Below are 24,555 nucleotides of genomic sequence, written 5' to 3'. Positions count from 1 at the left end.
CCGGACCTACTTCGGTGCGTGGGCCCCGGCCCCGCAACCAGTCCCCCCACCGCGTGCTGAGGGGTCCCCTACGCCGCGTGGCTGCCGGCGCGGGCGCGCGCCCCGACCCCGCCGCCCACCGCGTGCTGAAGGGTGCCCTCCGCCGCGTGGCTGCCGGTCGGACCCGGACCACTTCCGGGGGCGCACGCCCCGGCCCCCGCACCCGTCCCCCGGCCGGACGCGTTCAGCGCGCCCGGGTCGGGGGCGCGGGGGAGACTGCCCGCGTGAACGCCGACAGCCGACCGGCCCCGCCGTGGGCTCCGCGGAGCCTTCCGCGCCCCGCTCCGCCCGTGCCCGTGCGGCGGCGGCTCGCCGTCGCGGCGGGGTTGCTCGCCGCCGCCGCCGGGGCCCTCGCCTACGTCGGCGTCGTCGACCCGAACGAGCCCGGCCACTACCCCGCCTGCCCCCTGTACCGGTTCACCGGCCTGTACTGCCCCGGCTGCGGCGGACTGCGCGGCGTGCACGCCCTCGTCCACGGCGACCTCCTCACCGCCCTGCGCGACAACGCGCTGGGGGTGGCCGCCTGCCTGGGCCTCGCCGTGCTGTGGGCCGTCTGGGTGGTCCGCGCGGCGCGCGGCCTGCCGGTCCGGATCGACCCCGGACCGGCACGGCTGTGGGCGCTGGGCGCGTTGCTGCTGGCGTTCACCGTCGTCCGGAACCTGCCGTTCGGTGGCTGGCTACACCCTTGATCGAACAGCGAACGTCCAGGTAGTGGGACCGCCCGGAACTGGATGCGAAGCCTCGGCCCTCCTGCGGATACCATCGCAGTGACCACGGGTTTTCAGAACCTGAAGGAACCACCGTCCTGGAAGGGGGCCGCTCGCGTGAGTGTGCTCGACGAGATCATCGACGGAGTCCGTGCCGACCTCGCGGAGCGGCAGGCACGCGTCAGCCTCGATGAGCTCAAGGAGCGTGCGGCCAAGGCCCGGGCCGCGAAGGACGGGGTGGCCGCGCTCAAGGGCGACGGCGTCAAGGTGATCTGCGAGGTCAAGCGTTCCAGCCCGTCCAAGGGCGCGCTGGCCGCGATCGCCGACCCGGCCGCACTCGCGGCGGACTACGAGGCGGGCGGCGCCGCCGTGATCTCCGTGCTCACCGAACAGCGCCGCTTCGGCGGCTCCCTCGCCGACCTGGAGACCGTCCGCTCGCGCGTGGACATCCCGGTGCTGCGCAAGGACTTCATCGTCACGTCGTACCAGCTGTGGGAGGCCCGGGCGTACGGCGCCGACCTCGTGCTGCTGATCGTGGCCGCGCTGGACCAGCCGGCCCTGGAGTCGCTGATCGAGCGGGCGGTGTCCATCGGCCTGACACCCCTCGTCGAGGTGCACGACGAGGACGAGGTCGAGCGGGCGGTGGACGCGGGCGCCCGGGTCATCGGCGTCAACGCGCGCGACCTGAAGACGCTGGAGGTCGACCGCGGCACCTTCGAGCGGATCGCCCCGGAGATCCCGGACAGTGTCGTCAAGGTGGCCGAGTCCGGAGTGCGCGGACCGCACGACCTGATCGCCTACGCCAACGCCGGCGCCGACGCTGTCCTGGTCGGCGAGTCCCTGGTCACCGGCCGCGACCCGAAGTCGGCGGTGGCCGACCTGGTGGCGGCGGGCGAGCACCCGGCCCTGCGGCACGGGCGCGGCTGATCCCGCTAGGCTTGGCATCGATGACTTGCACCGTGACGACCGTGGACCGGTACGCCCGCCTGGCGCGAGGCTGCCGGCCCCGGGGCTGCCGCGCGCCCGCGAGGCGGGTGCACGGCCGACGGGTCCGGTACGTCATCGGTGACGAACCCGGGCAGGTCAACGGCATGCGATGGCAGCAGCCGACCCTGAGGGGCGCGGGGAACTGCGCGACCGGCCACCACGGGCCCGCAGGCGACTGACCACCCCGATGCCCCACGGCGAACAGTGTCTTTTCCACGCACTCACCGTGAGGTTCTGGCATGCCCAGTGATTTCTTCTTCCCTGACCACACCGGTCAGGTGCCCAGCGCGGAAGGCTACTTCGGCGCGTTCGGCGGCACGTTCATCCCGGAGGCCCTCGTCGCCGCCGTGGACGAGGTCGCCGTCGAGTACGACAAGGCGAAGGCGGACCCCGAGTTCGCCCGCGAACTCGACGACCTGCTCGCCCACTACACCGGCCGTCCCAGCGCCCTCACCGAGGTGCCCCGTTTCGCCGAGCACGCCGGCGGCGCCCGGGTGTTCCTCAAGCGCGAGGACCTCAACCACACCGGCTCCCACAAGATCAACAACGTGCTCGGCCAGGCCCTGCTGACCAGGCGCATGGGCAAGACCCGGGTCATCGCCGAGACCGGCGCAGGCCAGCACGGCGTCGCGACCGCCACCGCCTGCGCGCTGTTCGGCCTCGACTGCACGATCTACATGGGCGAGATCGACACCGAACGCCAGGCCCTCAACGTGGCCCGCATGCGCATGCTCGGCGCCGAGGTCGTCGCCGTGAAGTCCGGCAGCCGCACCCTCAAGGACGCCATCAACGAGGCGTTCCGGGACTGGGTCGCCAACGTCGACCACACCCACTACCTGTTCGGCACCGTCGCCGGCCCCCACCCCTTCCCGGCCATGGTGCGCGACTTCCACCGGGTGATCGGTGTGGAGGCCCGCCGCCAGCTGCTGGAGCGTGCCGGGCGCCTCCCGGACGCCGCCGTCGCCTGCGTCGGCGGCGGCTCCAACGCCATCGGCCTCTTCCACGCCTTCATCCCCGACGAGGGCGTCCGCCTGATCGGCTGCGAGCCCGCGGGCCACGGCATCGAGAGCGGCGAGCACGCGGCCACCCTCACCGCCGGCGAGCCCGGCATCCTGCACGGTTCCCGGTCCTACGTCCTCCAGGACGAGGAGGGCCAGATCACCGAGCCGTACTCGATCTCGGCCGGCCTGGACTACCCGGGCGTCGGCCCCGAGCACTCCTACTTGAAGAGCTCCGGCCGCGGCGAGTACCGCGCGGTCACCGACGACGCCGCCATGCAGGCCCTGCGCCTGCTGTCGCGGACCGAGGGCATCATCCCGGCCATCGAGAGCGCCCACGCCCTCGCCGGCGCCCTGGAGGTCGGCAGGGAGCTGGGTCCCGACGGCCTGATCGTCGTCAACCTCTCCGGCCGCGGCGACAAGGACATGGACACCGCCGCCCGCTACTTCGGCCTGTACGACACCGACGCCGAGGTGGCCGCCGACCAGGCCGACACCGCCGAGATCGAGGGGGACGCCAAGTGAGCGGCACCATCCAGCTGCTGTCGGACACCCTCGCCGCCGCGAAGGCCGAGGGCCGCGCCGCGCTCATCGCCTATCTCCCGGCCGGCTTCCCGACCGTGGACGGGGGCATCGAGGCGGTCAAGGCCGTTCTCGACGGCGGCGCCGACATCGTCGAGGTCGGCCTGCCGCACAGCGACCCGGTCCTGGACGGCCCGGTCATCCAGACCGCCGACGACATCGCCCTGCGCGGCGGAGTGAAGATCGCGGACGTCATGCGCACGGTCCGGGAGGCCCACGCGGCCACCGGCAAGCCCGTGCTGGTCATGACGTACTGGAACCCGATCGACCGGTACGGCGTCGAGCGCTTCACCGCCGAGCTGGCCGAGGCGGGCGGCGCGGGCTGCATCCTGCCCGACCTGCCCGTGCAGGAGTCGGCGTCGTGGCGGGAGCACGCCGAGAAGCACGGCCTGGCGACGGTCTTCGTCGTGGCGCCCAGCAGCAAGGACGAGCGGCTCGCCCGGATCACCGCGGCGGGCAGCGGGTTCGTCTACGCCGCCTCCCTCATGGGCGTCACCGGCACCCGCGCGTCGGTCGGCGCGCAGGCCCACGACCTGGTCGAGCGCACCCGCGCCACCGGCACCGGCCTGCCCGTGTGCGTCGGGCTCGGCGTCTCCGACGCGGCCCAGGCCGCCGAGGTCGCCGGCTTTGCCGACGGTGTCATCGTCGGCTCGGCGTTCGTGAAGCGGATGCTGGACGCACCCGACCACGCCTCCGGCCTCGCGGCGGTCCGCGAGCTGGCCGGCGACCTGGCCAAGGGTGTCCGCGGACAGGCGTAACCGCACGTGAGGTCCCCTTCCGAGGGGTGCGGTCACTCGAACGAGTGGACCTCGGGCCGGGGAGGCGCGCTGCGCCTCCCCGGTTCGTTCTGGGGGTGTGAGCGAGAAGAACCGTGACGGAAAGCGCACCGCCAGGGAGCGGCTGGCGGTCGAGCGTGAGAAGCAGAAGGCCGTGGACAAACGGCGGCGCACGCTGATCGTGGGCGCGAGCGTGGTCGGTGTCCTCGGCCTCGCGGCGGTGATCGGAGTGATCGCCGCCCATGCCGGCAAGGACAAGGGAGGCAGCGCGGGCCCGGTCGTGGCGCCCTCGGGCGCGCAGGGCAAGGACAGCCTCGCGATCCCGGTCGGCAAGGACGGCGCCAAGCAGACGCTCACCGTCTGGGAGGACTTCCGGTGCCCGGCCTGCCGGGCCTTCGAGACGGTGTACCGGCCGACCCTCCACGAACTGACCGACGCCGGCAAGCTCAGAGTCGACTACCACCTGGTCCGGCTGATCGACGGCAACCTCGGCGGCGCCGGCTCCCTGCGCGCGGCAAACGCCGCGGCATGCGCCCAGGACGCCGGGAAGTTCCGCGACTACCACGACGTGCTGTACGACAACCAGCCCGAGGAGAACGTCGACACCTTCGGTGACAACGGCAGGCTGATCCAGCTGGCCGGCAAGGTGAAGGGCCTGGACACCCCCGCGTTCCGCACCTGCGTCAAGGAGGGCACCCACACCACATGGGTGACCAAGTCCCACAAGGCCATGGGCGCCGCCGGCTACAACAGCACGCCGACCGTCCTGCTCGGCGGCAAGAACATCATGGAGGATCGGGCGATGACCCCGGCCAGGCTCAAGCAGCTGGTCGAGACGGCCGGCCAGGGGTGAGCGTCTCCCGCACGCCCCCGTTACGGACCCGTAGCCGGGCTGCCTGCCGTCCCCACGGCCCGGCACGGTAGCGTCGGACCTGCCATGGAACTTGCCTTCATTCCCAGCCCGTCGCGCGGGGTGCTGTACCTCGGCCCCATCCCGCTGCGCGGCTACGCCTTCTGCATCATCATCGGCGTCTTCGTCGCCGTCTGGCTCGGCAACAAACGCTGGGTCGCCCGCGGCGGGCAGCCCGGCACGGTCGCCGACATCGCCGTCTGGGCCGTCCCGTTCGGCCTCGTCGGCGGCCGGCTCTACCACGTGATCACGGACTACGAGCTGTACTTCAGCAAGGGCCGCGACTGGGTGGACGCCTTCAAGGTGTGGGAGGGCGGCCTGGGCATCTGGGGTGCGATCGCCCTCGGCGCGCTCGGCGCGTGGATCGGCGCGCGGCGCCGCGGCGTCCCGATGCCGGCGTACGCCGACGCCGTCGCACCCGGCATCGCGTTCGCGCAGGCCATCGGCCGCTGGGGCAACTGGTTCAACCAGGAGCTGTACGGCCACGAGACGCATGTTCCCTGGGCGTTGCACATCACCTCCGCCGAGGGCGGCCGGGTGCCGGGCTACTACCACCCGACCTTCCTCTACGAGTCCCTGTGGTGCGTCGGCGTCGCCCTCCTCGTCATCTGGGCCGATCGCCGCTTCAAGCTGGGTCACGGCCGGGCGTTCGCGCTGTACGTCGCCGCGTACTGCGTGGGCCGCGGCTGGATCGAGTACATGCGCGTGGACGACGCCCACCACATCCTGGGCCTGCGCCTCAACGACTGGACGGCGCTGGTCGTCTTCCTGCTCGCGGTGGTGTACATCGTCGTGTCGTCGAAGAAGCGGCCGGGGCGGGAGACCGTCGTGGAGCCGGGCGTCTCCGGCGCCCCGGCCGGCGGTGGCACGGAGGCCGGCGGCGATACGGACGCCGGCGGCGGTACGGAGGCCCGTGCCGGCGCCGGGGGCGAGGAGAAGACGGAGGGCTCCGGGGAGCCGCGGAAGGACGAGGCGGAGTCGGCCGAGAAGAGCTGACCGCCGGTCGTACGACACCGAGGGCGTCCGGGATCCTCCGGGCGCCCTCGGCCCGTTCCGCCGCTCTCACGTGCCGTACCGCGCCTCGATCTCCGGCCGGTAGGGCATCGACACCGACGCCCCGGCCCGCTGCACGGAGATCGCCGCCGCGGCAGCCGCCCAGGACAGGGCCTCCCGCACCGGTCTCTCCTCGGCGAGGGCCACGGCGAGCGCGCCGGCGAAGGTGTCGCCGGCGCCGGTGGAGTCGACGGCGCGCACGCGGGGCGCGGGCACCACCAGCGGCTCGGCGCCGCGGGCCCGGTACAGACAGCCCGTCGCGCCCAGGGTGACGACGACCTGGGGCACCAGGTCCAGCAGCGCGGCTGCCGCCTCGCGCGGGTCGGTGCGTCCGGTGAGGGTGATCGCCTCGTACTCGTTCGGCAGCAACAGGTCGGTGGCGGCGAGGAGTTCGGGCGGCAGTGGACGGACGGGGGACGGGGTGAGCACCGTACGGACCCCGTGCCGGTGTGCCGCCTGCGCACCCGCGACGACGGCCGCCGACGGGATCTCCAGCTGGAGCAGCAGGGCGTCGGCGGAGGCGATCACCCCCTCGTCGCCGGGGGAGAGGTGGTCGACGGTGCCGTTCGCGCCCGGGATGACGACGATGGAGTTGCCGCCCTCGTCGTCCACCACGATGTGCGCGGTGCCGGAGGGGCCCTCGACCGTGCGCAGGGAGTCGGTGTCCACCCCGGAGTGTTCGAGGGTGTCACGCAGCCGCAGTCCGAAGGCGTCGTTGCCGACCGCGCCGATCATCGAGACGGTGGCGCCGGCGCGGGCGGCGGCGATCGCCTGGTTGGCGCCCTTGCCGCCGGGGACCGTACGGAACTCCCGCCCGGTCACGGTCTCTCCGCGCTGCGGGGCCTTGGCCACGTAGGTGACGAGGTCCATGTTCGTACTGCCGAGGACCGCGATGTGGGTCATGGGCGGATCGCCTCCGGGCAGGTGAGGTGGGCGAGGGTGTCGAAGCCGATGCCGTTGTGGAAGCCGGCGGCGATGGCGGTGGCCGCGGACATCGCCGCGTAGACGCTGTGGACGGTGTGAGCGGAGGCCGTGTCCGGGTCATCGTCGGAGCTTGGTTGCGTTACACGTCTTTCGAGGTGTTTCAGAATTTCGGGCACCATGTCCCGAATCATCCTCTTCGGCGGCCCGGGCGGCGTCGGTGGACACGAGGGAAAGCCGCAGGTTAGCCCAGCCTTTCCTTGCTGGCGAGGGGGGAACGAGGGGGGTAAATTCCGTGTTGTCGAAGAATAGAACTCGTCCAAAGTTAGCTTTGGCTTAGCTACCCTGGGGGCCCGCATGGCGATCATCGAAACCGAGGCCGCGCTTCACGAGGCGCACCGTGACAACCACACCCACCGCGACGTCAACGGCGGCTGGCTGCGCCCCGCCGTCTTCGGTGCGATGGACGGCCTGGTCTCCAATCTCGCCCTGATGACGGGCGTGGCCGGCGGGTCCGTGGGTCAGCACACCATTGTCATCACCGGACTCGCGGGCCTCGCCGCCGGCGCCTTCTCCATGGCGGCGGGCGAGTACACCTCGGTCGCGTCCCAGCGTGAACTCGTCGAGGCCGAACTCGACGTCGAACGCCGAGAGCTGCGCAGGCACCCGCAGGACGAGGAGGACGAGCTGGCGGCGCTGTACGTGGCCCGCGGGGTCGAGCCCGCGCTGGCCCGGCAGGTCGCCCGGCAGCTCTCCCGGGACCCCGAGCAGGCCCTGGAGATCCACGCCCGCGAGGAGCTGGGCATAGACCCCGGCGACCTGCCCTCGCCGCTGATCGCGGCCGTCTCCTCCTTCGGCTCGTTCGCGCTCGGCGCCCTGCTGCCCCTGCTGCCGTACCTGCTCGGCGCGACCGTGCTGTGGCCCGCCGTGCTGCTCGCCCTCGCCGGGCTCTTCGGCTGCGGCGCCGTCGTGGCCAGGGTGACCGCGCGCAGCTGGTGGTTCAGCGGTCTGCGGCAGCTGGTGCTCGGCGGCGCGGCGGCCGGTGTGACGTACGCCCTGGGCACTCTGTTCGGAACGGCCGTAGGATAGCGCGACCGCTATCTATGCGATGGGCCGCATAAGTAGCCGTTACTCGCTGGTTTCGCGCGCATGACCACCGGGCATGAGCCGTAAGCGCTGTGGGCAATGACGCCTGCCGCACACCTGCGGGGTGGGCGATGACGCTCCCCCCGGCCCCTCCGGGTCGACGGACGCGGATCCGACCGATCCTGTCCGTCCCGGCCCCGCCGCACCCTTCGCCGCCACAGTGCGGCACCCCCGCCGTCACCGCACGGCAGCCGCCGCCACCCACGGCACGCGCTGCGTTCGCGCGGCACCCCCGCCGCGACCGCGGCGTCCGCATGTTGGAACGGAGTATCCGGTTCCCGAGAATCGCTCCATCATGTAACCTGCACGAAATTTTGATCTGACGCAGAGGGCCAACGTCGTCCCTCGGCACCTGCCACATGCCATATGACGACGACGGGAGAGCCGATGCGTACGCCGCGCCAGCCGTCCCAGCATTCCGAGAACGGCCAGAACTGGTCGTTCATGGATGCTCGCCCTGCTGCGCAGGGTATGTACGACCCCCGCAACGAACACGACGCCTGTGGTGTCGGTTTCGTCGCCACTCTTACCGGCGAGGCGTCCCACACGCTGGTCGAGCAGGCACTCACCGTCCTGCGCAACCTGGAGCACCGGGGTGCCACCGGCTCCGAGCCCGACTCGGGCGACGGCGCCGGCATCCTCTCCCAGGTTCCCGACGCCTTCCTCCGCGAGGTGGCCGGTTTCGACCTTCCCGCGGCCGGCTCGTACGCGGTAGGCATCGCCTTCCTTCCGGAGGACGGGGCCGAGGCCGCCGTCTCGGAGATCGAGACGATCGCCGCCGAGGAAGGGCTGACCGTCCTCGGCTGGCGTGCGGTCCCGGTCGCCCCGGAGCTGCTCGGCGCCACCGCCCGCTCCACCATGCCGGTCTTCCGCCAGATCTTCGTGACCGACGGGACCAGCGAGGGCATCGCGCTGGACCGCAGGGCGTTCGTGCTGCGCAAGCGTGCCGAGCGCGAGGCCGGGGTCTACTTCCCGTCCCTGTCCGCCCGGACGATCGTCTACAAGGGCATGCTGACCACCGGCCAGCTGGAGCCCTTCTTCCCGGACCTGTCCGACCGCCGCTTCGCCTCCGCGATCGCGCTCGTGCACTCCCGGTTCTCCACGAACACCTTCCCGTCGTGGCCGCTGGCACACCCGTACCGCTTCGTCGCCCACAACGGTGAGATCAACACCGTCAAGGGCAACCGCAACTGGATGCAGGCCCGCGAGTCGCAGCTTGTCTCCGGCCTGTTCGGCTCGGACGAGAAGGCCATCGAGCGGATCTTCCCGGTCTGCACCCCGGACGCCTCCGACTCCGCCTCCTTCGACGAGGTCCTGGAGCTCCTGCACCTGGGCGGCCGCTCGCTGCCGCACTCCGTGCTGATGATGATCCCGGAGGCGTGGGAGAACCACGTCTCCATGGACCCGGCCCGGCGCGCCTTCTACCAGTTCCACTCCACGATGATGGAGCCCTGGGACGGCCCGGCCTGTGTCACCTTCACCGACGGCACCCAGGTCGGTGCCGTGCTCGACCGCAACGGCCTGCGCCCCGGCCGCTACTGGGTCACCGACGACGGCCTCGTCGTCCTCGGCTCCGAGGTCGGCGTCCTGGACATCGACCCGGCCAAGGTCGTCCGCAAGGGCCGCCTCCAGCCCGGCCGCATGTTCCTCGTGGACACCGCCGAGCACCGCATCATCGAGGATGACGAGATCAAGGCGGCCCTCGCCGCCGAGAAGCCGTACGCCGAGTGGCTGGAGGCCGGCGAGATCGAGCTGGGCGACCTGCCCGAGCGCGAGCACATCATCCACACCCACGCCTCGGTCACCCGCCGCCAGCAGACCTTCGGGTACACCGAGGAGGAGCTGCGCCTCATCCTCGCGCCGATGGCCCGTGCCGGCACCGAGCCGATCGGCTCCATGGGCACGGACTCGCCCATCGCGGCCCTGTCCGAGCGCCCGCGGCTGCTCTTCGACTACTTCACCCAGCTCTTCGCGCAGGTCACCAACCCGCCGCTGGACGCGATCCGCGAGGAGCTGGTCACCTCCCTGCGCTCCTCGCTGGGCCCGGAGGGCAACCTGCTGGAGCCGACGGCCGCCTCGTGCCGCACGGTCACCCTGCCCTTCCCGGTGATCGACAACGACGAGCTGGCCAAGCTCATCCACATCAACGCCGACGGCGACATGCCGGGCTTCAAGGCCGCGACCCTCTCCGGCCTGTACCGGGTCTCCGGCGGCGGCGAGACGCTCGCCGCGCGCATCGAGGAGATCTGTGCCGAGGCCGACGCGGCCATCGAGAACGGCGCCCGCCTGATCGTCCTGTCGGACCGGCACTCCGACGCCGAGCACGCGCCGATCCCGTCGCTGCTGCTCACCTCGGCCGTCCACCACCACCTCATCCGCACCAAGCAGCGCACCCAGGTGGGCCTGCTGGTCGAGGCCGGTGACGTCCGCGAGGTCCACCACATCGCCCTGCTCATCGGTTACGGCGCCGCCGCCGTCAACCCGTACCTGGCGATGGAGTCCGTCGAGGACCTGCTGCGCGCCGGCACCTTCCTGAACGGCCTGGAGCCCGAGAAGGCCATCAAGAACCTGATCTACGCCCTGGGCAAGGGCGTCCTGAAGGTCATGTCCAAGATGGGCATCTCCACCGTCGCCTCCTACCGCGGCGCCCAGGTCTTCGAGGCCGTCGGCCTGGACGAGACCTTCGTGCGGACGTACTTCAACGGCACCGCCACCAAGATCGGCGGCGTCGGCATCGACGTCATCGCCCGGGAGGTCGCCGCCCGCCACGCCAAGGCCTACCCGGCCTCCGGCATCGCCCCCGCGCACCGGGCGCTGGACATCGGCGGCGAGTACCAGTGGCGCCGCGAGGGCGAGCCGCACCTGTTCGACCCGGAGACGGTCTTCCGCCTTCAGCACTCCACGCGCACCGGCCGCTTCGACATCTTCAAGAAGTACACCGACCGCGTGAACGAGCAGTCCGAGCGTCTGATGACGCTGCGCGGACTGTTCGGCTTCAGGTCGGACCGGGGCCCGATCCCCGTCGAGGAGGTCGAGCCGGTCTCCGAGATCGTCAAGCGCTTCTCGACCGGCGCGATGTCGTACGGCTCCATCTCCAAGGAGGCGCACGAGACCCTCGCCATCGCCATGAACCAGCTGGGCGGCAAGTCCAACACCGGTGAGGGCGGCGAGGACGCCGAGCGCCTGTACGACCCGGCCCGCCGGTCCGCCATCAAGCAGGTCGCCTCCGGCCGCTTCGGTGTCACCAGCGAGTACCTGGTCAACGCGGACGACATCCAGATCAAGATGGCCCAGGGCGCCAAGCCCGGCGAAGGCGGCCAGCTGCCCGGCCACAAGGTCTACCCGTGGGTCGCGAAGACGCGTCACTCGACGCCGGGCGTCGGCCTGATCTCGCCGCCGCCGCACCACGACATCTACTCCATCGAGGACCTCGCCCAGCTGATCCACGACCTGAAGAACGCGAACCCGCAGGCGCGGATCCACGTGAAGCTGGTCTCCGAGGTCGGCGTCGGCACGGTCGCGGCGGGCGTGTCCAAGGCGCACGCGGACGTGGTCCTGATCTCCGGTCACGACGGTGGTACGGGCGCGTCGCCGCTGACGTCGCTGAAGCACGCGGGCGGCCCCTGGGAGCTGGGTCTCGCCGAGACCCAGCAGACCCTGCTGCTCAACGGCCTGCGCGACCGGATCGTGGTCCAGACGGACGGCCAGCTGAAGACCGGCCGCGACGTGGTCATCGCCGCGCTGCTCGGCGCCGAGGAGTTCGGTTTCGCGACCGCGCCGCTCGTCGTCTCCGGCTGCGTCATGATGCGCGTCTGCCACCTGGACACCTGCCCGGTCGGCATCGCCACCCAGAACCCGGCCCTGCGCGAGCGCTTCGCCGGCAAGGCCGAACACGTGGTCAACTTCTTCCGGTTCATCGCCGAGGAGGTCCGCGAGCTGCTGGCCGAGCTGGGCTTCCGCTCCATCGAGGAGGCCGTCGGCCACGCCGAGGTGCTGGACGTCGAGCGCGCGGTCGACCACTGGAAGGCACAGGGCCTGAACCTGGAGCCGCTCTTCCACGTGCCCGACCTGCCCGCGGGCGCCGTCCGCCACCGGCTGATCGCCCAGGACCACGGCCTGGAGAAGGCCCTGGACAACGAGCTGATCAAGCTCGCCGCCGACGCCCTCGCGGCCGGCGACGCCACCGAGGCGCAACCGGTGCGCGCCCAGGTCGCCATCCGCAACATCAACCGCACGGTCGGCACCATGCTCGGCCACGAGGTGACGAAGAAGTTCGGCGGTGCCGGTCTGCCCGACGACACCATCGACATCACCTTCACCGGCTCCGCCGGCCAGTCCTTCGGCGCGTTCCTGCCGCGCGGCGTCACGCTGCGCCTGGAGGGCGACGCCAACGACTACGTGGGCAAGGGCCTGTCCGGCGGCCGGATCGTCGTCCGCCCGGACCGCGCGGCCGACCACCTCGCCGAGTACTCGACCATCGCGGGCAACACCATCGCCTACGGCGCCACCGGCGGCGAGCTGTTCCTGCGCGGCCGTACCGGTGAGCGGTTCTGCGTCCGCAACTCCGGCGCGACGGTCGTCTCCGAGGGCGTTGGCGACCACGGCTGCGAGTACATGACCGGCGGTCACGCGGTCGTCCTCGGCCCGACCGGCCGCAACTTCGCGGCTGGCATGTCCGGCGGCATCGCGTACGTCATCGACCTCGACCCCGCCAACGTCAACGCCGGCAACGCCGGGGCCGTCGAGGCGCTGGACGACACGGACAAGCAGTGGCTGCACGACGTGGTGCGCCGCCACGCCGAGGAGACCGCCTCGACGGTCGCCGCGAAGCTGCTCGCCGACTGGGACACGGCCGTGGAACGGTTCAGCAGGATCATCCCCAGCACGTACAAGGCAGTGCTCGCCGCCAAGGACGCCGCCGAGCGAGCCGGTCTCTCCGAGACCGAGATCACCGAGAAGATGATGGAGGCGGCGATCAATGGCTGACCCGAAGGGCTTCCTGAACCACGGCCGCGAGGTCGCCAAGACCCGCCCCGTCGCCGAGCGCGTCAAGGACTGGAACGAGGTCTACGTCCCCGGCTCCCTGCTGCCGATCATCAGCAAGCAGGCCAGCCGGTGCATGGACTGCGGCATCCCGTTCTGCCACAACGGCTGTCCGCTGGGGAACCTGATCCCCGAGTGGAACGACTACGCCTACCGCGAGGACTGGGCCGCCGCCCAGGAGCGCCTGCACGCGACCAACAACTTCCCGGAGTTCACCGGTCGCCTCTGCCCGGCCCCCTGCGAGTCGGCGTGCGTGCTCGGCATCAACCAGCCGCCGGTCACCATCAAGAACGTCGAGGTCTCGATCATCGACAAGGCGTGGGACACCGGGGACGTCACCCCGCAGATCCCCGAGCGCCTGTCCGGCAAGACGGTCGCGGTCATCGGCTCCGGCCCGGCGGGTCTCGCCGCCGCCCAGCAGCTGACCCGGGCCGGCCACACGGTCGCCGTCTACGAGCGCGCGGACCGCGTCGGGGGCCTCCTGCGGTACGGCATCCCCGAGTTCAAGATGGAGAAGCGGCACATCAACCGCCGTATCGAGCAGATGCGCGCGGAGGGCACCCGCTTCCGCACCGGTGTCGAGATCGGCCGCGACATCAACGCCCGCGACCTGAAGAAGCGGTACGACGCGATCGTGATCGCCGCCGGTGCCACGACCGCGCGCGACCTGCCGGCGCCGGGCCGCGAGCTGAAGGGCATCTACCAGGCGATGGAGTACCTGCCCCTGGCCAACAAGGTCCAGGAGGGTGACTACGTCACGGCCCCGATCTCGGCCGAGGGCAAGCACGTCGTCGTCATCGGCGGCGGCGACACCGGCGCCGACTGCGTGGGCACCGCCCACCGCCAGGGCGCGGCCTCCGTCACCCAGCTGGAGATCATGCCCCGCCCGAACGACGAGCGGCACCCGGCGAACCAGCCCTGGCCGACCTTCCCGATCCTCTACAAGGTCACCTCGGCGCACGAGGAGGGCGGCGAGCGGATCTACTCCGCCTCCACCACCCACTTCGAGGGCGACGAGGACGGCAACGTGCAGTGGCTGCACCTCGCCGAGGTCGAGTTCGTCGACGGCAGGCTGACCCAGAAGCCGGGCACCGAACGCAAGATCCCCGCCCAGCTGGTCACCCTCGCCATGGGCTTCACCGGCACCGACCGGGAGAACGGTCTGGTCGACCAGTTCGGCCTGGAGCTGGACGCACGCGGTAACATCGCCCGCGACGCCGAGTTCCAGACCAACGTGCCGGGTGTGTTCGTCGCCGGTGACGCCGGCCGCGGCCAGTCCCTGATCGTGTGGGCGATCGCGGAGGGCCGCTCGGCCGCCCGCGGCGTCGACCGCTACCTGACCGGGGCCAGCGACCTGCCGGCCCCGATCCGCCCGACCGACCGCGCCCTGGCGGTCTGACGGCGGCCATCGATACGTCCCGTACAAAGGCGTACGGAACACTGACGGCGCCTGCCCGCCTGTCCCCGACCGGACGACTGGGCAGGCGTCGTCGCACGTCCCGGCCTCGCCGGGGCCGGCCGGGCGGCTACGGCGTACGGCCTACGTGTCGCACTCCAGCACCGTCCGGCACAACCCGCACCGCGCCCGTACCCGCCCCCGTACCGGCACCCTGATCCGCTGGTGGCAGGTCGGGCAGGGAAAGGTCACCTGGAGGCGACCGAGGCTGTCGGGAGTGAAGGCGTACGTGGCCGCCGGGGGCACGTCCGGGGCGTGCCGGCGGTCGTGGGCGTAGCGCCGGCGGCCCGCCCAGCCGGCCGCGGTCAGCGGCGGCTGCTGCTCGTCGCGGCGGGCCCGGGCCAGCCCCTCGACGTAGGCGGTGTGCGCCTGCGGGCTGGTGAACCACACGGACGGGTCCTCGTGGAAGAGCAGCGCCCGCTTGGCCAGGACGTAACCGAACTCCTCCGGGGTGAGATAGCCCAGTTTCTGAGAGGAGACGCCGTCCTCCCGGTAGGCGTCCAGCAGCAGCCAGCCTGCGCCCAGGTATGCCGTCACGGTGTCCGTCAGGATCTCGTTCTCGGCCGTGGTGGGGAACGTGAGGTCCAGGCGGTGCAGGTAGACGTGGGCGACCTCGTGGGCGAGCGCCGCGCCGATGTCCGTGCGGTGGGTACGGAACCGGTCGTTCAGCTCGACGAAGTACTCCGGGCCGGAGGTCAGTTCGACGTTGGCCGCATGGGTCATCTCCCGGAAGCCGACGATCAGCCGCGCGTCCGGCAGCCGGAAGTGCCGCACGATCTCGCGGGCCACGCGCTGTGCGCCCAGATGCAGGTCGTCGGTGTCGCAGAAGGCCACGTCGGCGGGGGCCAGGCTGACCGAGAACGTCTGCACGGTGCCGTGGGACAGCCGCCGGTACAGCGCGGTGACCGCGGCCCGGACCGTGTCCAGATGCGGGTAGCCGTGCTCGACCCGTCCGCCGTCCGCCACGTCCTTACCCCCTTCAGACGCCGGAACTCCCCCTCCACTGTAGGCGGATCCCGGACCCCTGGAACCCGCCGGCGATCCAGTCCCCGGACACCCCGTGAGGTGCGGCCTCTCCAGCACATAGGGTTGGCGTCCATGACCACCAGCAATCCCGGCACGGGTGCCGCGGACCCCGAGGTCCGCCACGAACTGGAGCGGCTCCGCGACAGCATCGACAACATCGACGCGGCCGTCGTCCACATGCTCGCGGAGCGTTTCAAGGCCACCCAGCAGGTCGGCAGGCTCAAGGCGGTGCACCAGTTGCCGCCCGCCGACACGGCTCGCGAGGCCCGGCAGATCGAGCGGCTGCGGCGCCTCGCCGAGAACGCCAAGCTCGATCCGGCGTTCGCCGAGAAGTTCCTGAACTTCATCATCGCCGAGGTGATCCGGCACCACGAGCGGATCGCCGAGGACACCCACAACGGGGACGCCGCGGACGCCGACTGACCGGCGGACCGGCCGCGGCACCGGCAGCGGGGCCGGGCAGCGCGCCGGCCGGGGGCGCACAAGGGACATAAGCCGTGTACCGATCCGCCCCTGTGCGCTGTCGGCCCCATCAGGCAGCATGGCCTGCATGTCCGTACTCACGCGCGACGAAGCGCAGCTCCGAGCACAGTTCCTCGACGTCCACCGCTACACGGTCGAACTGGACCTCACGACCGGCGAGGAGACCTTCGGCTCCCGTACCGCGATCCGGTTCACCGCCCGGTCCGACGGGGAGACGTTCGTCGAGCTGAAGCCCGCCGAACTGCGCGGCGTCACCCTGGACGGACGGCCTCTCGACCCCGAGTCGCTGCACGAGGGTCGGCTGCCGCTGCGCGACCTCACCGCCGGCGAACACGAGCTGCGCGTCGACGCGGTCATGCGTTACTCCCGCACCGGCGAGGGCATGCACCGCTTCACCGATCCGAGTGACGGCGAGACGTACGTCTACACGCAGATGTTCATGGACGACGTCCAGCGGGTCTTCGCCGCCTTCGACCAGCCCGACCTGAAGGCCGTCTTCGAGATCTCCGTCAGGGCGCCGGAGGGCTGGAGCGTCCTCGCCAACGGCGTCACCGAGCAGCGCGGCGACGGCGTCTGGCAGGCCGCGCCCACCCCGCTGATCTCCACGTACCTCGCCGCCGTCGCCGCCGGCCCCTGGCACTCGGTGCGCACCGAACACCGCGGACTGCCCTTCGGCATCCACTGCCGTCGCTCGCTGGCGCCCCACCTGGACGCCGACGCCGACGAGATCCTCGACGTCACGCGCGCGTGCTTCGACCGCTACCACGAGAAGTTCGAGGAGCCCTACCCCTTCGACTCCTACGACCAGGCCTTCGTCCCCGAGTTCAACGCGGGCGCCATGGAGAACCCGGGCCTGGTCACCTTCCGCGACGACTTCGTCTACCGCTCCGCCGTCACCGACACCGAACGGCAGACCCGCGCCATGGTCATCGCGCACGAGATGGCCCACATGTGGTTCGGCGACCTCGTCACCCTCAAGTGGTGGGACGACATCTGGCTGAACGAGTCCTTCGCCGAGTACATGGGCTACCAGACCACCGCCGAGGCCACCCGGTTCACCAACCCCTGGACCGAGTTCGGCGTCACCCGCAAGTCCTGGGGCTACGACGCCGACCAGCGGCCCACCACCCACCCGGTCGCCCCCGAGAACGTCGACGACACGGCCTCCGCGCTGCTCAACTTCGACGGCATCTCCTACGCCAAGGGCGCCTCCGCGCTGCGCCAGCTGGCCGCCTGGCTCGGCGAGAAGGACTTCCTCGCCGGCATCAACACCCATTTCGCGCGGCACAAGTTCGGCAACGCCACCCTCGCCGACTTCATCGACTCCCTCGCCTCGGCCACCGAGCGCGACGTGCACGCCTGGGCCGACAGCTGGCTGCGCACCGTCGGCATCGACACCCTCGTGCCCGACATCACGGCCGACAACGGCACCTGGCACCTCGACGTCCGGCACCTGGGCAGCGCCGGCGTCCCGTCCGGGTCCGGCCCCGCCGGGGACGGCGACAGCCGCCCGCACCGCGTCACCCTCGGCGTCTACGACCGCGACCTGCACGACGAGCGCCGGCTGACCCTGCGCCGGCGTGTGGAGGCCGACCTCCCCGCCGCCGACGGCCTGAGCCTGCGCACCGCCGGCCCGCGCCCCGCGTTCGTCCTCCTCAACGACGGCGACCTCACCTACGCCAAGATCCGCTTCGACGCCGCGTCCTCCGAGACGGTGCGCACCCACCTGTCCGGGCTGCCCGAACCGCTCACCCGCGCGGTCGTGTGGAACGCCCTCCGGGACGCCGTCCGTGACGGTGAGCTGCCGGCCGCCGCCTATCTGGAGACGGCCCGCGCCCACCTCCCGCACGAGACCGACCTGGCCGTCGCCCAGGGCGTCCTCGCCTTCGCCTCCGGCCAGATCGCCGACCAGTACCTGGCGCCCGAGGACCGCCCGGCCGCCCTGGCCACCCTCACCTCCCTCTGCCGCGACCTGCTGCGGCGCACCGAGGACGGCGACCATCCCGGCCTGCGGCTCATCGCCGTACGGCATCTGATCGGCGTGTCCACCCGCCCGGAGACCATCGCCGCCTGGCTCGCCGACGGCACGGTGCCCGGCGGGCCGGAACTCGATCCCGAGCTGCGCTGGCGCATCCTCGCCCGACTCGCCGTGCTCGGTGCCACCGACGAGGCCGCCATCGCCGCCGAGCTGGAGCGCGACCCGAGCGCCACCGGCCAGGAGGGGGCCGCCCGCTGCCGTGCCGCGCTGCCCGACCCCGAGGCCAAGCGTGCCGCCTGGGAGGCGATGTTCGCCGGCGACTCGCTCTCCAACTACCTCTTCACGGCCACCGCGCAGGGCTTCTGGCAGCCCGAACAGGCCGAGCTGGTCCGGGAGTACGTGCCGCGCTTCTACGAGGACGCGGTCACCGTCGCCGCCCGCCGCGGCCCCGCCATCGGCGTCGCCGCCGGCCGCTGGTGCTTCCCGGCCCACGCCGTCGACACCGGGAACCTGCGGCTCGGCGAGGCCTGTCTGCGCGACGCCGACCTCACCCCGGCCCTGCGCCGCACCCTCGCCGACCGCCTGGACGACCTGTCCCGCGCCCTGAGGGTGCGCGGCGGACAACCGGAGCGGGGGACCACGCGGGCCGCGGCACCGGGAGCGGGAGCGCGGGCGTAGGTCCGACGACGTAGGGCGCGGCTGGTCCCTGACGACGATGCGGGGGGCCGGCCGCGGTCCCTAGGCTCGGGCGGTCAGGGATCAGTCCAGCCCCCGAAAGGCGGCATCGTGATCGTAGTGACCGGCGCGACCGGCAACGTCGGCCGTGCCCTCGTCGACCGTCTCCTCGCCGCGGGACAGCCCGTCCGCGCGCTGACCCGCGACCCGGAGCGGGCCGGGCTGCCCGCGCGGGCGGAGGTGGTGCCGTTCCGCCCGGAGGAGCCCGACGCCCTGTTCAAGGGGGCGACGAAGCTCTTCCTGTACGCGCAGGCCGGCACCGCCCCGCTGCTGTCGGCGGCCCGCGCCCACGGGGTGCGGCACGTCGTCCTGCTCTCCAGCGGCATCATCCAGGAGGGCGCCGACGAGACCCACCCCATCCACGTCATGCACGCCACCGCCGAGCGGCAGATCCGGGACAGCGGGCTCGCCGGGACGTTCCTGCGCCCCAACGCCTTCGCCACCAACGCGCTCCAGTGGGCGCCGCAGATCCGCGCCGGCGACACCGTCCGGGGCGTCTTCGCGGACGGGCTCTCCGCGCCCATCCACGAGGACGACATCGCGGCCGTCGCCGAGCGCGTCCTGCTCGACGACGGGCACGAGGGCGCCGCGTACCGGCTGACCGGGCCGGCGGCGACCAGCAACGCCGGCCAGGTCGCGGCCATCGGCACGGCGCTCGGCAGGAAGCTGACGTTCGTGGAGGCCGACCCAGCCGACGCGGGCCCGGAACTCTTCCCCCACGTGCCGCCGCACATGCTCGAACGCCTGCTGCGCACCTTCGCCGAGACCGTCGGCGTACCCCCGGAGATCACCGGCACGGTCGAGCAGCTCACGGGCACCCCAGCCCGCCCCTTCGACCAGTGGGCCCGGGACCACGCCGGGGACTTCCGGGCGTAACCGGCGAGGGCACGCGGCCACTGCCCCCACGGGGTCCCCCGGGACGGCAGTACACACTTTCGGGTTCCGTTCACCGGGCTTTCGGGACGCAGGGCACCCTTCCGGTACAAGCTGGAAGTCCACCCACAAGCCGGAAGCCCGCTGGACGTTCCCGTGCCCGGAGGAGAGCCCATGTGCGCAGGACACTCCCCGCACCTGCCGCCGCTCGCCTCGGGGCCCGGCGGCACCGACGCCCTGCGGCCCCTGCTCACCACCGTGCTGGACGCGCTCGCGGCCGGCGCCGCCCGGCGCGGCGGACCGTTGCCCGCCGGCGGACCCGACGCCGTCGCCGCGCGCGTCGCCGACGCCCTCGGGGACGTCCTGCCGGACACCGGCGACCCGGACGCACTGCGCGCCCTCGTCCAGGCCCTGGCCGAGGGCGCCGCCGACCCCGCCGACCCGCTGTGCGCCGCCCACCTGCACTGCCCGCCGCTCGCCGTGGCCACCGCCGCCGACCTCGCCGCCGGCGCCCTCAACCCCTCCCTGGACTCCTGGGACCAGGCGCCCGCCGCCTCCGCCCTGGAAGCCGCGGTCGCCCGCACCCTCGCCCGCACGGCCGGCCTTGCCGACGCCCTCGTCACCACCGGCGGCACCGAGTCCAACCTGCTCGCCCTGCTGCTCGCCCGCGAGGCCCACGGCGGCAGCGTCCGGCTGGTCTGCGGGGCAGGCGCCCACCACTCCCTGCCGCGCGCCGCCTGGCTGCTCGGTCTGCCCGACCCGGTCGTCATCCCGGCACCCGACGGCACCCTCGACCCGGCCGCCCTCGACGGAGCCCTCAGCGCGCTCTCCGGTCCGCTGCTGGTGGCGGCCACCGCCGGCACCACCGACGCCGGCCTCATCGACCCGCTCCCCGAGATCGCCGCCCTGTGCGCCGCCCACGGCGTCCGGCTGCACATCGACGCGGCCTACGGCGGGGGCCTGCTCTTCAGCGACCGGCACCGCGGCAAGCTCGCCGGGCTCGACGCGGCCCACACCGTCACCCTCGACCTGCACAAGCTCGGCTGGCAGCCGGTCGCCGCCGGCCTCCTCGCCGTCGCCCACCCCCACGAACTGGCCCCCCTCCAGCAGCGCGCCCACTACCTGAACGCCGACGACGACACCGACGCCGGCTTCCCCGACCTCCTCGGACGCTCCCTGCGCACCACGCGCCGTCCCGACATCCTGAAGATCGCCGTCACCCTGAGAACACTCGGCCGCGGCGGTCTCGGCGCCCTCGTCGACCAGGTCTGCGCCCTCGCCCGCGAGTTCGCCGCGCTCGTCCGCGAGCACCCCGGTTTCGCGCTGTACGACCGGCCCGACATCAGCACCGTCCTGTTCCGCCCGGCCGAGGCCGACGACACCGCCGTGGCCACCGCGCGCCGCAGGCTGCTGTACGAGGGTCGCGCCGTCCTCGGCCGCGCCCGGCTCGACGGCCGCCTCTGGCTCAAGGCCACCTTCCTCAACCCCCACACCCGGCCGGACGACCTGGCCCGCCTGCTCGCACTCGTCGAACTCGCCGCACTCGCCGAAGGAAGCACCCCCGGATGACCCACCCCCCACGCCGCGACCCCGTTTCCCCGCGCGACCTGGTCGGCATCGGCATCGGCCCCTGCAACCTCTCCCTGGCCGCGCTCGCCCAGCCGCTCGCCGAACTCGACGCGGTGTTCTACGAACAGCGTCCCGGCTTCGACTGGCACCCCGGGCTGCTCATCGACGGCGCCACCGTCCAGGTGCCGTTCCTCGCCGACCTGGTGACCCTCGCCGACCCCACCAGCCCCTGGAGCTTCCTCAACTACCTCAGGAGCCGCGAGCGGCTCTTCCCGTTCTACTTCGCCGAGCGCTTCCACATCCAGCGCGCCGAGTACGACGCCTACTGCCGCTGGGTCGCGCAGCAGCTGCCCGGGCTGCACTTCCGCCACCAGGTCGACGCCGTCCGCTGGAACCCCGAGCGGGACGTGTTCGAGGTCGACCACACCCAGCTCGACGCCGACGGCGAGGCCGAGGCCCTCGGCCGTACGCACACCCGCAACGTCGTCCTCGGCATCGGCACCGCCCCCTACGTGCCCGACCCCCTCAGGCCCCTGGTGGACGCGCCCGGTGCGCCCGTCCTCCACGCCGCCGACTACCTCGACCACCGCGACACCGTGCTCGCCGCCGGGCATGTCACCGTGGTCGGCTCCGGACAGTCCGGCGCCGAGGTCTTCCTCGACCTGCTGCGCCACCGCCCGGCCGGCCGCGAAGGGCTGCACTGGATCGGCCGGACGGAGGCGTTCGCGCCGATGGAGTACTCCAAGCTGGGCCTGGAGCACTTCACGCCCGACTACACCCGCTACTTCCACGCCCTAGCCGAGCCCGTCCGGGACCGGCTCGTCGCCGCCCAGTGGCAGCTTCACAAGGGCATCGACGCGGGTACCCTCGCCGCCATCCACGACGAGCTGTACCGCCGCTGTCCGGACGGCGGCTGGCCCGACGCGGTGCTCACCCCCGGCGTCCGCGTCCGCACCGCCGGCCGGATCGCCACCACCCAGGTGGAACTCCATCTGGAACACCTCCAGCAGGGCAGCCGGTCCCGGCTCACCACCGACGCCGTCGTCCTCGCCACCGGCTACCGCGAGCGTCCCCTCGGCCGCATCCTGGCCGGGCTCGACCCCTACATCCGCCGGGACGGCAGCGGACGCCCGCGGATCGACGAGCGGTTCAGGCTCGTCCTGGACCCCTCGGTCACCGGCTCGGTCCACGTCCAGAACGCCGAACTGCACACGCACGGCGTCGGCGCACCCGACCTCGGCCTGGCCGCCTGGCGCAGCGCCACCATCCTCAACTCGCTCACCGGCAAGGAGGTGTATCCGCTCGCCGCCCGTACGGCCTTCACCAGTTTCGGACTGCGGGAACCCGCGGGCCGGGTCCCGCAGAGCAGACCCGCCGGGCGGCTGACCCCGCTGGTCGAGGGCAGGTGAACCGCCGTAGTCCCTAGAAGACCGGTGTGCCGTTGCGCACCAGCTTCCAGTCCACCGACGCGAAGTCCTTCGGGTCCAGGACACCCTTGGCGGTGACCCACTCCGCGATCCGGGTGCGGATCTCCGTGGACTCCGACCACAGCTCCTTGGCGGTGGCGACGTACGGGAAGGCGCCGCCGCCGTTGGCGCGGTAGTTGTTCACCGCGAGCACGAACTGCTGGGCGTCGTCCAGCGCGGCCCCCTGGAACGTCAGGTTCCTGATCCGCGATCCGGCCGGCTGGGCGATGTCGATGTCGTACGACAGGCCGGAGACGTAGTCGTAGTTGTAGTCGGGGCGGCCACCGGCGTTGGTCAGCTTCTCGACGTCCACCGGGGCGTCGGCGGCCGTCTGGACGTAGTACTCCGCCGAGTACTCCAGGTAGGCGCGCACCTGGGCACCCGTCAGCAGCTTGGCCACCAGGGTGTTGTCGTACACGTACAGGCTCGACAGGCCCCGGATGGTGACGTCGCCGGCCGGGATCTCGGAGGTCCGGGAGAACGGCGAGGCCTGGGCGATCACCGGCAGCGAGGCGTACTCGGTGCCCGCGAGGGCCGCCTTGACCACGTCCTCCTGGACCTTGGTGATCAGGTCGATGATGGGGGCGTCCTTGTAGCGGGCCTCCACCGTGGTCAGGGCCTCGGTGGCCCGGCCCACGACCTGGTTGACGTACGCGACGACCTTCTTGTGCTCGTCGGTGAGCAGCTTGGTGATCCTGGGGTCGTCGGCGACGGAGCTGGAGTCGCGCAGCGAGGCGGAGACCGACTCGACCTCCCAGCGGCCCTTGCAGAACACCAGCTCGATGTCGAACAGGGTGAGCCGCTCGGCGTAGCACAGCGGCTCGGACAGGACGACGGTCCTGCCGGTCCCGTCGTTGACGACCTTCAGTTCCGGGATCTCCAGGTGCGCGTGGCCCACCAGGATCGCGTCGATGCCGGGCACCTGCCGGGCCACGTCGGCGGCCGCGTTCTCCACGTACGGCACCTGGTCGCCGTACGACGACGTGCCCGACGTACCCGAGTGCGCCGAGACGACGACCACGTCCGCGCCCATCGACCTCAGTTTCGGCACCCACTTGGCGGCCTGCTCCACCAGGCCCGGGAACGCCAGCTTGCCCTGCACGTACGCCTTGTCCCAGATCGCGATGCCCGGGTTGGTCAGACCGAGCACGGCCACCCTGACCGGCCTGGCGCCCGGCACGTGGAACGTCTTCATGACGTACGGCGGGAAGGCGGGCCGCAGCGTCTTCGCGTCCACCGCGTTGGCGCCGAGCAGCGGGAAGCGCAGCTGCGACTCGAACGTGCGCAGCGTCTCGATGCCGTAGTTGAACTCGTGGTTGCCGAGCGCCGCCGCGTCGTACCCGATCGCGTTCATCGCCTGGGCCATCGGGTGCACCGGGCCGCCCTTGGCGGTGATCGGGTCGACCTTGGCGTAGTAGTAGGCCAGCGGGGTGCCCTGGATGGTGTCACCGGCGTCCAGCAGCAGGGTGTTGCGGCGGCCCTTCTCCGCGCGCACCTGCTCCACCAGGGTGGAGATACGGGCGAGCCCCATGGCGTTGCCCGCCTTGTCGGCGTACTCCGCGTCCTTGAAGTAGTCCCAGTTGAAGACGTGGCCGTGCAGGTCGGTGGTGCCCATGACGGTCAGGGAGTACCGCTTGGCGGGGTGCTGGGGCTTCCCGCCGTCCGCCGCCCGGGCCGCCGGAGTCGCCGCCGCTCCGGCGACCGCCGCTCCCGCTCCGGTGGCGGCGGACTTCTTCAGGAACTTCCGGCGGTTCAGCGGCATTCTCGGTCTCCTTGGCGCATGGTCGACGACGCGCGTAGATTCTGA

The 24,555-nt window shown here is 72.2% G+C and carries 18 protein-coding genes; 15 read left to right on the top strand and 3 right to left on the bottom strand.

The genetic code is table 11. The annotated features are described in order from the left end of the window. Positions 1-263: 263 nt before the first annotated feature. The 7 genes from ACF1BE_RS00450 to lgt all read left to right on the top strand — a co-directional run bounded on the left by ACF1BE_RS00450 (position 264) and on the right by lgt (position 5,995). Complete coding sequence (locus ACF1BE_RS00450; protein ID WP_392196751.1) at positions 264-728, top strand: DUF2752 domain-containing protein; 465 nt, start codon at positions 264-266, stop codon at positions 726-728. Between the two features lie 135 nt (positions 729-863). Further along, positions 864-1,673: an indole-3-glycerol phosphate synthase TrpC gene (gene trpC / locus ACF1BE_RS00445; RefSeq protein ID WP_392196750.1), complete on the top strand. Its 810-nt coding sequence runs from the start codon at positions 864-866 to the stop codon at positions 1,671-1,673. Between the two features lie 20 nt (positions 1,674-1,693). Next, positions 1,694-1,912 (top strand): tryptophan biosynthesis modulator TrpM, encoded by a 219-nt coding sequence (gene trpM / locus ACF1BE_RS00440; protein ID WP_392196749.1) that lies wholly within the window; start codon positions 1,694-1,696, stop codon positions 1,910-1,912. Positions 1,913-1,972: 60 nt separating this feature from the next. Next, positions 1,973-3,256, top strand: coding sequence for a tryptophan synthase subunit beta (gene trpB / locus ACF1BE_RS00435; protein WP_392196748.1), 1,284 nt, complete (start codon positions 1,973-1,975; stop codon positions 3,254-3,256). Beyond that, complete coding sequence (gene trpA / locus ACF1BE_RS00430; protein ID WP_392196747.1) at positions 3,253-4,071, top strand: tryptophan synthase subunit alpha; 819 nt, start codon at positions 3,253-3,255, stop codon at positions 4,069-4,071. The genes trpB and trpA overlap by 4 nt, the downstream gene beginning before the upstream one ends. Positions 4,072-4,168: 97 nt before the next feature. Then, the gene (locus tag ACF1BE_RS00425) at positions 4,169-4,942 is read left to right on the top strand and encodes a DsbA family protein (RefSeq protein WP_392196746.1); all 774 of its coding nucleotides are present in this window, start codon (positions 4,169-4,171) and stop codon (positions 4,940-4,942) included. Positions 4,943-5,026: 84 nt separating this feature from the next. After that, positions 5,027-5,995, top strand: a complete 969-nt coding sequence (gene lgt / locus ACF1BE_RS00420; protein WP_392196745.1) for a prolipoprotein diacylglyceryl transferase — start codon at positions 5,027-5,029, stop codon at positions 5,993-5,995. A 66-nt stretch (positions 5,996-6,061) separates the two neighbouring features. Here lgt and rbsK read toward each other — a convergent pair whose 3' ends face one another. Continuing rightward, a complete protein-coding gene (gene rbsK / locus ACF1BE_RS00415) occupies positions 6,062-6,955 on the bottom strand; it encodes a ribokinase (RefSeq protein WP_392196744.1) in 894 nt (297 codons plus the stop codon). A gap of 375 nt (positions 6,956-7,330) precedes the next feature. Between rbsK and ACF1BE_RS00410 the strand changes: the two genes are divergently transcribed. The 3 genes from ACF1BE_RS00410 (at position 7,331) to ACF1BE_RS00400 (ending at position 14,561) form a co-directional block, all read left to right on the top strand. Next, positions 7,331-8,062 (top strand): VIT1/CCC1 transporter family protein, encoded by a 732-nt coding sequence (locus ACF1BE_RS00410; RefSeq protein ID WP_392196743.1) that lies wholly within the window; start codon positions 7,331-7,333, stop codon positions 8,060-8,062. Positions 8,063-8,590: 528 nt separating this feature from the next. Continuing rightward, positions 8,591-13,105: a glutamate synthase large subunit gene (gene gltB / locus ACF1BE_RS00405; protein WP_392197384.1), complete on the top strand. Its 4,515-nt coding sequence runs from the start codon at positions 8,591-8,593 to the stop codon at positions 13,103-13,105. Further along, a complete protein-coding gene (locus ACF1BE_RS00400) occupies positions 13,098-14,561 on the top strand; it encodes a glutamate synthase subunit beta (RefSeq protein ID WP_392196742.1) in 1,464 nt (487 codons plus the stop codon). The genes gltB and ACF1BE_RS00400 overlap by 8 nt, the downstream gene beginning before the upstream one ends. Positions 14,562-14,702: 141 nt before the next feature. On the opposite strand, the gene ACF1BE_RS00395 is transcribed toward ACF1BE_RS00400, so the two are convergent. Then, on the bottom strand, positions 14,703-15,584 hold the full coding sequence (locus ACF1BE_RS00395; RefSeq protein ID WP_392196741.1) for a hypothetical protein: 882 nt from the start codon (positions 15,582-15,584) through the stop codon (positions 14,703-14,705). 132 nt (positions 15,585-15,716) lie between these two features. On the opposite strand from ACF1BE_RS00395, the gene ACF1BE_RS00390 reads away from it, so the two are divergent. The 5 genes from ACF1BE_RS00390 to ACF1BE_RS00370 all read left to right on the top strand — a co-directional run bounded on the left by ACF1BE_RS00390 (position 15,717) and on the right by ACF1BE_RS00370 (position 22,691). Next, the gene (locus tag ACF1BE_RS00390; protein WP_392196740.1) at positions 15,717-16,067 is read left to right on the top strand and encodes a chorismate mutase; all 351 of its coding nucleotides are present in this window, start codon (positions 15,717-15,719) and stop codon (positions 16,065-16,067) included. A 118-nt stretch (positions 16,068-16,185) separates the two neighbouring features. Then, positions 16,186-18,783 (top strand): aminopeptidase N, encoded by a 2,598-nt coding sequence (gene pepN, locus ACF1BE_RS00385; protein WP_392196739.1) that lies wholly within the window; start codon positions 16,186-16,188, stop codon positions 18,781-18,783. A gap of 108 nt (positions 18,784-18,891) precedes the next feature. Further along, the gene (locus ACF1BE_RS00380) at positions 18,892-19,716 is read left to right on the top strand and encodes an NAD(P)H-binding protein (RefSeq protein ID WP_392196738.1); all 825 of its coding nucleotides are present in this window, start codon (positions 18,892-18,894) and stop codon (positions 19,714-19,716) included. Positions 19,717-19,887: 171 nt separating this feature from the next. Beyond that, on the top strand, positions 19,888-21,282 hold the full coding sequence (locus ACF1BE_RS00375) for a pyridoxal phosphate-dependent decarboxylase family protein (RefSeq protein WP_392196737.1): 1,395 nt from the start codon (positions 19,888-19,890) through the stop codon (positions 21,280-21,282). Continuing rightward, positions 21,279-22,691 (top strand): lysine N(6)-hydroxylase/L-ornithine N(5)-oxygenase family protein, encoded by a 1,413-nt coding sequence (locus ACF1BE_RS00370; protein WP_392196736.1) that lies wholly within the window; start codon positions 21,279-21,281, stop codon positions 22,689-22,691. The genes ACF1BE_RS00375 and ACF1BE_RS00370 overlap by 4 nt, the downstream gene beginning before the upstream one ends. A 13-nt stretch (positions 22,692-22,704) precedes the next feature. Here ACF1BE_RS00370 and ACF1BE_RS00365 read toward each other — a convergent pair whose 3' ends face one another. Beyond that, positions 22,705-24,510: a bifunctional metallophosphatase/5'-nucleotidase gene (locus ACF1BE_RS00365; RefSeq protein ID WP_392196735.1), complete on the bottom strand. Its 1,806-nt coding sequence runs from the start codon at positions 24,508-24,510 to the stop codon at positions 22,705-22,707. Between the last annotated feature and the right edge of the window lie 45 nt (positions 24,511-24,555).

This window comes from Streptomyces sp. NPDC014991, assembly GCF_043080665.1.
Lineage (GTDB): Bacteria > Actinomycetota > Actinomycetes > Streptomycetales > Streptomycetaceae > Streptomyces.
The sequence above is the reverse complement of the archived record's forward strand: the minus strand, read 5'-3'. Positions and strand labels throughout refer to the sequence as shown.

What these genes read in the sequence shown, in the direction of transcription:
- ACF1BE_RS00400 (WP_392196742.1), top strand. Translation starts at nt 13,098, where the DNA reads ATGGCTGACCCGAAGGGCTTCCTGAACCACGGCCGCGAGGTCGCCAAG.
- ACF1BE_RS00390 (WP_392196740.1), top strand. Translation starts at nt 15,717, where the DNA reads ATGACCACCAGCAATCCCGGCACGGGTGCCGCGGACCCCGAGGTCCGC.
- gltB (WP_392197384.1), top strand. Translation starts at nt 8,591, where the DNA reads ATGTACGACCCCCGCAACGAACACGACGCCTGTGGTGTCGGTTTCGTC.
- rbsK (WP_392196744.1), bottom strand. Translation starts at nt 6,955, where the DNA reads ATGACCCACATCGCGGTCCTCGGCAGTACGAACATGGACCTCGTCACC.
- trpM (WP_392196749.1), top strand. Translation starts at nt 1,694, where the DNA reads ATGACTTGCACCGTGACGACCGTGGACCGGTACGCCCGCCTGGCGCGA.
- ACF1BE_RS00375 (WP_392196737.1), top strand. Translation starts at nt 19,888, where the DNA reads ATGTGCGCAGGACACTCCCCGCACCTGCCGCCGCTCGCCTCGGGGCCC.
- pepN (WP_392196739.1), top strand. Translation starts at nt 16,186, where the DNA reads ATGGCCTGCATGTCCGTACTCACGCGCGACGAAGCGCAGCTCCGAGCA.
- ACF1BE_RS00410 (WP_392196743.1), top strand. Translation starts at nt 7,331, where the DNA reads ATGGCGATCATCGAAACCGAGGCCGCGCTTCACGAGGCGCACCGTGAC.
- lgt (WP_392196745.1), top strand. Translation starts at nt 5,027, where the DNA reads ATGGAACTTGCCTTCATTCCCAGCCCGTCGCGCGGGGTGCTGTACCTC.
- trpB (WP_392196748.1), top strand. Translation starts at nt 1,973, where the DNA reads ATGCCCAGTGATTTCTTCTTCCCTGACCACACCGGTCAGGTGCCCAGC.
- ACF1BE_RS00370 (WP_392196736.1), top strand. Translation starts at nt 21,279, where the DNA reads ATGACCCACCCCCCACGCCGCGACCCCGTTTCCCCGCGCGACCTGGTC.
- ACF1BE_RS00365 (WP_392196735.1), bottom strand. Translation starts at nt 24,510, where the DNA reads ATGCCGCTGAACCGCCGGAAGTTCCTGAAGAAGTCCGCCGCCACCGGA.